Here is a 7,665-nt window from a genome sequence, read left to right as displayed (position 1 = left end):
GGGGTGGAACCCACCACGGCAGCCAGAGCGGGGCTGGGGGTGAGGGGTTTCATGAAGGCGGCGTTGGGAGTGCGCTTCTTTGCGGGAGCTGCCGGAGCAGCCGTTGCCTTCTTTGCAGTTGCCATGTTGCTTGTTCCTAGTATGGAGTGGATTCTTTACCAGCGAAAAACCGTCGCTATCCACTGGCAGGCTGATGCTAATGGGAAAAAAACGGTCTTCCAAGCTCACCCGTCAAATTTTTGCCTCGATTTGTTGCTGTGGCGCTGTTTTTTGAAGAGTTTTTGCATTCCTGCTCCCTTTCGGGGGCCGCCATGGCTGGAGGGCCGTCGGAGTCAGCGCTCTCAGAGGAGGCGGGCCTCGCTTGTGGAAGAAGGTTCCGAAGAGAGTTTTCGGGCGGGCCAGGTAGCCACAAAAATGCCCAGCAGGGCGATCGCGAAGGCCAGCGCCTGCATGGATGTGACCCGTTCGCCCAGCACGCACATGCCGACCAAGGCGGCGCTGATCGGCAGCAAAACCGTGAAAGTGCCCGCCTGCGAGGCTGGCACGCTGCGCAGGCCCGTCATCCACAGCCATACGGTCCACACGCAGGCAACCAGGGCGTAGAACAGCAGCAGTCCCCAGATGCTCCATTGCACGCTGCCGAAGTCGAAGTGCCAGGCCAGATACAGCCCGAAGGGAGTTGACAGCGCAAATCCCCAGAGGTTGACGATGGATGTGATGCGTTTGGGCCCCAGGGATGTGGTCAGGCGCTTGCCGATCACGGCGTAAAACGCCTCGCAAAGCACGGCGCCGACGAGCAGCATCTGCCCCAGCCATGCCTGCGACGAGGTCGAAGAGGCTGCCGCGGTGCCCGCGTCGGGGCGCGACAGTGCATACAAGCCTATGCCGGTCACAGCCAGTGCAATGGCCAGCCAGGTGCGCGCGGCCACGCGCTCGCGCAGGAACAGCCAGCTCATCAAGGCCACGGCGGCCGGAATGGCGGCCATGGTCACGCCTGCCGTGACGGCGCTGGTCAGGCTGACGCCGGTAACCATGCAGATGGTGAAGAGGAAGTTGCCGAACAGCGACTCCAGGAACAGCAGTCCTTGTGTGCGGCGCGGCAAGGGAGCCTCGTCGGCCGGCTTGCGCAGCCATCGCAGCATGGCGATGGCTCCTATGCCAAAGCGCAGCCAGGCCAGCAACAGCACCGGAAAAATGGCGGCCAAGGGCTTGGATAGGGCGACATAGCTGCCGACCAGGGACATGCTCAGCGCCAGGCAGGCATAGGCAGATCTGCGATGGGAGGTGTTCACGGCTTGTGGAGTTTGGGGCGGCGGTGGCGCTGCCTGAACGCGCGATGGTACCTGCGAGCACGGCAGGCACCCGTGACATACCTGTGTCGCGAATGCTTGCCATGCTGTGGCAATTTTTCACTGCATGGAATCTTCTTTTTGCATTGTGAAAAATTGAATTGCTGCGTTGCGCCATTTTTTCTCAATACGAGAAATGCAATTTCACATTGAAAAATATGAAAATAAGCTGTTGATTTTTATGAAGAAAAATTTAGTCTTGTATAAGACACAAGATGTTGATCGGGTCTTCTATAAGACTTAAATTTGATCCCAAGGCCGACGCAAGAAAGCCGCTTGTTTCAACAACCTCCCAGGAGAGCAACATGCCCCAATCCCTGACCCAGCAACTGAGCCGCGAACAACAGATTTCCGCCCTTGAGAAAGACTGGGCGCAGAACCCCCGTTGGAAGGGTGTCAAGCGTGGCTACAGCGCCGCTGACGTGGTGCGTCTTCGCGGCAGCCTGCAGCCTGAATACACGCTGGCCCAGCGCGGCGCGGAACTGCTCTGGGACAGGATCAACGGCGGTGCCAAGAAAGGCTACGTGAATGCCTTTGGCGCCATCTCTGCGGGCCAGGCCATGCAGCAGGCCAAGGCCGGCCTGGAAGCGGTGTACCTGTCGGGCTGGCAGGTGGCTGCCGACGGCAACACCAGCGAAACCATGTACCCCGACCAGTCGCTGTACGCCTATGACTCGGTGCCCACCATGGTGCGCCGCATCAACAACACCTTCAAGCGCGCCGACGAAATCCAGTGGAGCCGTGGCATCAACCCCGGCGACAAGGAATTCATCGACTACTTCCTGCCTATCGTGGCGGATGCCGAAGCCGGCTTCGGCGGCGTGCTCAACGCCTTCGAGCTGATGAAGAACATGATTGCCGCTGGCGCGGCAGGCGTGCACTTCGAGGACCAGTTGGCCGCCGTGAAGAAGTGCGGCCACATGGGTGGCAAGGTGCTGGTGCCTACCCAGGAAGCCGTCGAAAAGCTGATCTCCGCGCGCTTTGCCGCCGACGTGATGGGTGTGCCCACCATCGTGCTGGCCCGTACCGATGCTGAAGCCGCCAACCTGATCACCTCCGACCATGACGCCAACGACAAGCCGTTCCTGACCGGCGAGCGCACGCAGGAAGGCTTCTACCGGGTCAGGAACGGCATGGAGCAATCCATCAGCCGCGGCGTGGCCTACGCACCCTATGCAGACCTGGTGTGGTGCGAAACCGGCGTGCCTGACATCGGCTTTGCCCGCGAGTTCGCCCAGGCCGTGCATGGTGCCTGCCCAGGCAAGCTGCTGAGCTACAACTGCTCGCCCTCGTTCAACTGGAAGAAGAACCTCAACGACAGCCAGATTGCCTCCTTCCAGGAAGAGCTGTCTGCGTTGGGCTACAAGTTCCAATTCATCACGCTGGCCGGCATCCACATCAACTGGTTCAACACCTTCAAGTTTGCCCACGCCTACGCCAACGGCGAAGGCATGAAGCACTACGTGAACATGGTGCAGGAGCCCGAATTCGCAGCCCGCGAACAAGGCTACACCTTCGTGTCGCACCAGCAGGAAGTGGGTGCAGGCTACTTCGACGATGTGACCACGGTGATCCAGGGCGGCTCGTCCAGCGTCAAGGCGCTGACCGGCTCCACGGAAGAGGAGCAGTTCCACTGAAGCACGGCTTCGGTGAGTGCAACTTCAGGTAGATAGGGGTGAGAAAGCGTCCGGGGCCTTGTGCTTCGGGCGCTTTTTCTTTGCTGGGGTTGTGCAGATTGGGCTGTTGCTGGTCGGGTTGGTTGCGACCGGCCGCGTTCGGCCATCGGCAGATGGTCAACTCCGCACACTGAGTGTTCGCTTCAGGGTGAAATCCATCGCTGCGTGTGAGGTACATAATGCGCATTTCATCAAGTTTTTTTGAAGAGGACGGCATGGTGGGAGAAAGTAGACAACGAAAACTATCAGACCCAGGCTATGGGGTGCGACCCAAAGGCGGGAATGGCATCATGCTCGTGCCGTCCTTTCAAGAGGGTAAGGACGGCACATTGGAGACGCGTGCGAATCTATCAGCAGAGAGTTTGAGGTTTGCACTATGCTTTTGGGAGTGCATCGCTTGGCCGTCCGTTTCATATTTCAAAAGTGAGGACAGCAACGATATTGCCTTCCTAAGCAGCACTGGTGTTCTGCGTAGGCCGGAAATTCAACTACAACCAGCCTCAATGTCTGTTGGGAAAAGTCTGGCTGAAGCTTATTTCCGGGCATATCGAGAGCTAGAGGCTCAGGATCCTGGGCGATGGAGTTTGTCAGCAGAGTCCGAGTTTGACATTAGGTCTGTCTTAGGTGACCAGATAGTCTCAGATCGCGGCATCACCGTAACCCTGCATCGGGCTATTCCCATTCCCACAGGTGATACACCGCTGGCTGATCTGCTCGAATTTAAACGAATTAGAGCGCCTGAGCTTATGGCGTTACGCGCAGAATTGGGTCAGTCCAAACGGCTGATCACGGGCGCCACAGATCGTGCTGAAGAGCTCGCAGTGCAATGGGACCGCATTGATGCTGCATGCAAAGATCTGCTGACCGTGGCTCGCGAAGTGAGAATGCCGGTTCGCATCGCTGACTTTTCAGTTGGAATGGAAATTAACGGAGGGGCTCTTGCGGGCCTTGGTGTTGCTGCATACAACCTCCTCAGTACAAACGACTTCATGACATCGCTGGGGCTGGCTGCCGCTTCTTGCATTAAGTTGTCTAGTACATACGGTACAAGAAAAGACTTGATGGAAAAATCACCATTCAGGTATGTTCATCATCTTCACGAGGAAATTGATTGGATAAAGTAGCAGGTACGACGTTAATGCCTTGCTGATTTATACTACTCGATATCTCAGGTTTCAGTGTCCGGTGGAATCCAGCGCCAGTAGCAGATTGTCGTTGGGGAGGGGCTGCAAAACCCCTATTTTCAGCCGATTATTGCATGTAACATATTAATTCTATTGAATTCAATTTCAGAATATTAGGTTTTGCAGAGGACCCTTGGCCCAACCTGCTCATGCGAGTTAACCTAATTTCAACCACTGCACTTTTACTCATTTACACCTGCAATGTCCGATTTCCATCACTTTGACTACGCGCCTCCTCGAAGCTGGGAGCAATTCGAAGAGCTTTGTGCGGACCTTTTTCAGACGCTTTGGAATGATCCTGCAGCGGTGCGACATGGGCGTGCAGGCCAGCGGCAACATGGCGTTGACATAATCGCTCGCCAAGGATCGCGTTACCCAATTGGCATTCAGTGCAAGCGCAAGTCAAGATGGCCGGTGAAGAAGCTGACCAAAACGGACGTGGACGATGAAGTGGCTGAGGCTCTCGGTTTTTCGCCTGCCTTAAAGGTCTTCTATATTGTCACAACCGCGGAAGAGGACGCGACGCTGCAGGCTCACGTTCGAAAGGTGAACGAGAAGCACAAGACCCAAGGTGACTTCGAGGTGGTGCTTCTTGGTTGGAGCGAGCTCGTGCGTCGCATCACCCTCCAAAGAAATGTTGCAGCCAAGCACTTTGGCGCTGTTGGCGGGTCTGCTCCGGAACCGCTTTTGAAGACTTGGTTTTCAAGCAATGGGATATTGGAAGTTGATGAAACTGCTTTCGAATTGGAGGTGCGGGAGCTTGAGCTAGACCTCAATGACTGGCCGAGCGGGAGACTCGTGATACGGCAGCGCGAAAGCGATGCTCTTCTTCAAAAATTGCGGAATTATGAGAATCGGCAGTTGAATGACGCGCAACGTCGTGACCGCATCAAGCTTAGGCAACAACTCCGGCGTCTTGTGTCCGATGAGGAAAGAGCCGCCCGTCACATACTCAGGGTGATGAACGAGGATACCCTTTCGAGTTATGTCTGTAAGGCATGGGAGGAAGACACGCCGCAAATACTCCGGGCATACATTCAGACCTCCCTGGACCAGGAGTCGTTCATCGTAGGGGCTGGCACCATTGAGCTCCGAATTTTTCCACCAGATAATGATCAACGGATCTTGTTGCATTACCCGTCCGACCTTTACCAAGACATCTCAGCCCTAATGGAAGGGCGGCGTGAAATGTTTGGAAAGCCTATTATGGCCAATGTCGGCGATCTGCCGCCTTCGGTTAGAGCTAGGCATGCGGTTCCTGCGGTCTTGCGACGCATCATGCATAAGTGGGATGAAGGGGTGTCCCTTGAGACTCTTCGAGCTCGGCAGTGGCTGGAAATGGCTTTCTGGCGTGTGGAAATATGAGGCGCTGAGCATCTTGGTGCTTGGGCAGGATGTGTGCTATGGGTCGATTGCTGGCTGACGCGAACGACCGCTGAGGGGGAGTTCAGCGCTATCCCGCCGATCCGCTGAGCCTGTCGTCAGGCGACAGACCGCTCACGCTGCAAAGCCAAAACCGATAGGCCCGGGACGAACGACTGCAACGGGTTGACCTGCGACAGCCGTTCGGCCAGTTTCAGCCGCTCATGGCCGGAGCGGACCGGATATCTGGCGGGCTTCTCCAAGACCTACTCGAGCGACAACGCGAGCTACTCGTCCCTCGCTCGACAGCAGTTGCTTAGTTCGACAAAACCCTACTGCCGACATCAGACTCAAATTGCTTTAGCCATGCTTTTTTTGGCATTCGCGAGGCCTGCGGCGGCGGTAGAGAACAGAGTGGCGTCCTTGGCCTTGTCTCGACTATAGTTTCCGTCGAGAACCATATTGATGGCGTCGGCTGCCTCACTGAATACGTTGGCTGCCCTTTTGTCATCCTTAAAAGCGACAACCAGCTTTTCGCAATACTTCTCAAATTTGTTGGAGTTCATGCGCTCATTCGTTTCGCCCGCCGCGATGATCCGAGCAATTGGAAGCAAGTGGTATTTGAAAGGCCGGTATTTTGTATCCAGCGCTTTGCGGCGAAAGAGGGACTCAAGCCGATAGAGAGCTAACGCACTGGCGTAGTAGGCGCTCGGAGGATGATCCGCAACGAAAATTTTCGACTCGATGGAGTTCAACAAGGCTCCGTAGTATCGACTGGCCTGATGAGGAAGCCCCAAGAACATTGAGGCGAATGCACGGATTTGGTTCGGAATGGTGACAATTCGTATTTTCTCGATGCCGGTTGTTGTGCGAAACTGCTGGGAGCGGCGCTCGTAGTAGAGCTTAGAGTCTCCATCACCCGCATCGTAGTAATCCTCCAGCGATTTCTGGAAATCGGTTAAGGAGGTAAGTTCCTCTGGCTTGACTGTAGTCTGCCGGTTTGTGGCCTTGATGATCTTATTCTTCACCACCCCGTCCTGCGACACGATGAGCTTAAATGGGATTTGTACCTTTTCGAGTTTGCCTTGATTGCGGAAGAGCACGTTGCTCGTCTGACAGCCATTAACAACTTGGTAGCCCTCAAGCGTGAATCGGTCGCCAGTCTTCTGGATAGAGTCTGCTACGACCGTCACGCCGTTGTTCATTAGTACAAAGAGACGCCGTGACTCGTCCTCAAGCGTCTTTTCAATCTCCATGTTAACGTCATTGTCGCCTTGAAAGTCACGCACATTGTCGTAAAACAGCCCCTTGAGCATATTGCCGCTGTCGTCTGATATGAGCTTCATGAATTCGTCAGACGGCAAGTAGCCAAGATAGGATTCTTGGATTCCAGGCAGTTCAGGTAGCGTGATTTTGCTGGCAAACTCGATGGACTTAGAGAAACGGTTTTTGGCATTTGAGTAAAGCCGCTGGAGCGTCTTCGCGTCGACGGGGATGAAACTGACAGAACCGAAGATGTCAAGATCCATTAAACCATCGCGCTCAACTTCTACTCTCTTGATTAACTTGGGATCGTCCTGCCACTTGCCTGTAGTGGCGTAGTAGATTTTCACGATTGGATTACCGCGCTTGAACAAGGCACTTTGCTCATAGATGAACTTGATCAAATGCTCCTTCTCCGCGATCTTGGCATTCCGTGACATCGATGACTTCTGGGAGAAGAGGTCCTTTAACCCAAAGAAGGTGTTCGAGATTTCGTCACCGGAAAACCCTCCGGATTTCGACTGACAGAAAATCAGGTTAGCTTCGATATATTTGTTTGCTGAAACCAGATCTATAACTTCCTGCTCGTCTAACACCAAGGTCCCATTTACTATGACAGCTACACCATCGATACCTAGATCGTCCGGACCGCCAGTATGCAAGTCCTCGACGTCAAACTCTTCTCCATACTCGTTTGAGATGGCGCAGTAGTTCACGAAATGCTCTAGGACTATGGCATCGTCCATATTTTTGGGGAGAGATTCCTCGGTCTTGAACGCAGCCACAAGGTTTTGGGTGACAAGATCCATGTCGATTTCCTGAAATGATTGA

General features: G+C 54.8%; 5 protein-coding genes and 1 pseudogene. 3 read left to right on the top strand and 3 right to left on the bottom strand.

Going from position 1 to position 7,665, the window contains the following annotated elements:
- Positions 1–125: pseudogene (locus GRX31_RS30850) on the bottom strand (SWIB/MDM2 domain-containing protein); the annotation flags it as partial.
- Between the two features lie 216 nt (positions 126–341).
- The gene (locus tag GRX31_RS16055) at positions 342–1,292 is read right to left on the bottom strand and encodes an EamA family transporter (RefSeq protein WP_160853595.1); all 951 of its coding nucleotides are present in this window, start codon (positions 1,290–1,292) and stop codon (positions 342–344) included.
- A gap of 362 nt (positions 1,293–1,654) precedes the next feature.
- Here GRX31_RS16055 and aceA point away from each other — a divergent pair, with 362 nt between their 5' ends.
- From aceA to GRX31_RS16040, 3 genes are all read left to right on the top strand, one after another.
- Positions 1,655–2,986 (top strand): isocitrate lyase, encoded by a 1,332-nt coding sequence (gene aceA, locus GRX31_RS16050; RefSeq protein WP_016448318.1) that lies wholly within the window; start codon positions 1,655–1,657, stop codon positions 2,984–2,986.
- A gap of 218 nt (positions 2,987–3,204) precedes the next feature.
- Positions 3,205–4,149 carry a DUF6236 family protein gene (locus GRX31_RS16045; RefSeq protein WP_160853593.1) on the top strand — a complete coding sequence of 315 codons (945 nt, stop codon included), beginning with the start codon at positions 3,205–3,207 and terminating at the stop codon, positions 4,147–4,149.
- Between the two features lie 261 nt (positions 4,150–4,410).
- The gene (locus GRX31_RS16040; protein ID WP_160853591.1) at positions 4,411–5,574 is read left to right on the top strand and encodes a restriction endonuclease; all 1,164 of its coding nucleotides are present in this window, start codon (positions 4,411–4,413) and stop codon (positions 5,572–5,574) included.
- Positions 5,575–5,921: 347 nt separating this feature from the next.
- Here the strand turns inward: GRX31_RS16040 and GRX31_RS16035 are convergent, their stop codons facing one another.
- Positions 5,922–7,643, bottom strand: coding sequence for an AIPR family protein (locus GRX31_RS16035; protein ID WP_160853589.1), 1,722 nt, complete (start codon positions 7,641–7,643; stop codon positions 5,922–5,924).
- Positions 7,644–7,665: the final 22 nt, after the last annotated feature.

This window comes from Delftia sp. CH05, assembly GCF_009827015.1.
Classification (GTDB): domain Bacteria; phylum Pseudomonadota; class Gammaproteobacteria; order Burkholderiales; family Burkholderiaceae_C; genus Comamonas; species Comamonas tsuruhatensis.
Note: the sequence above shows the minus strand (reverse complement) of the source record. Positions and strands in the feature narration are given on the sequence as shown.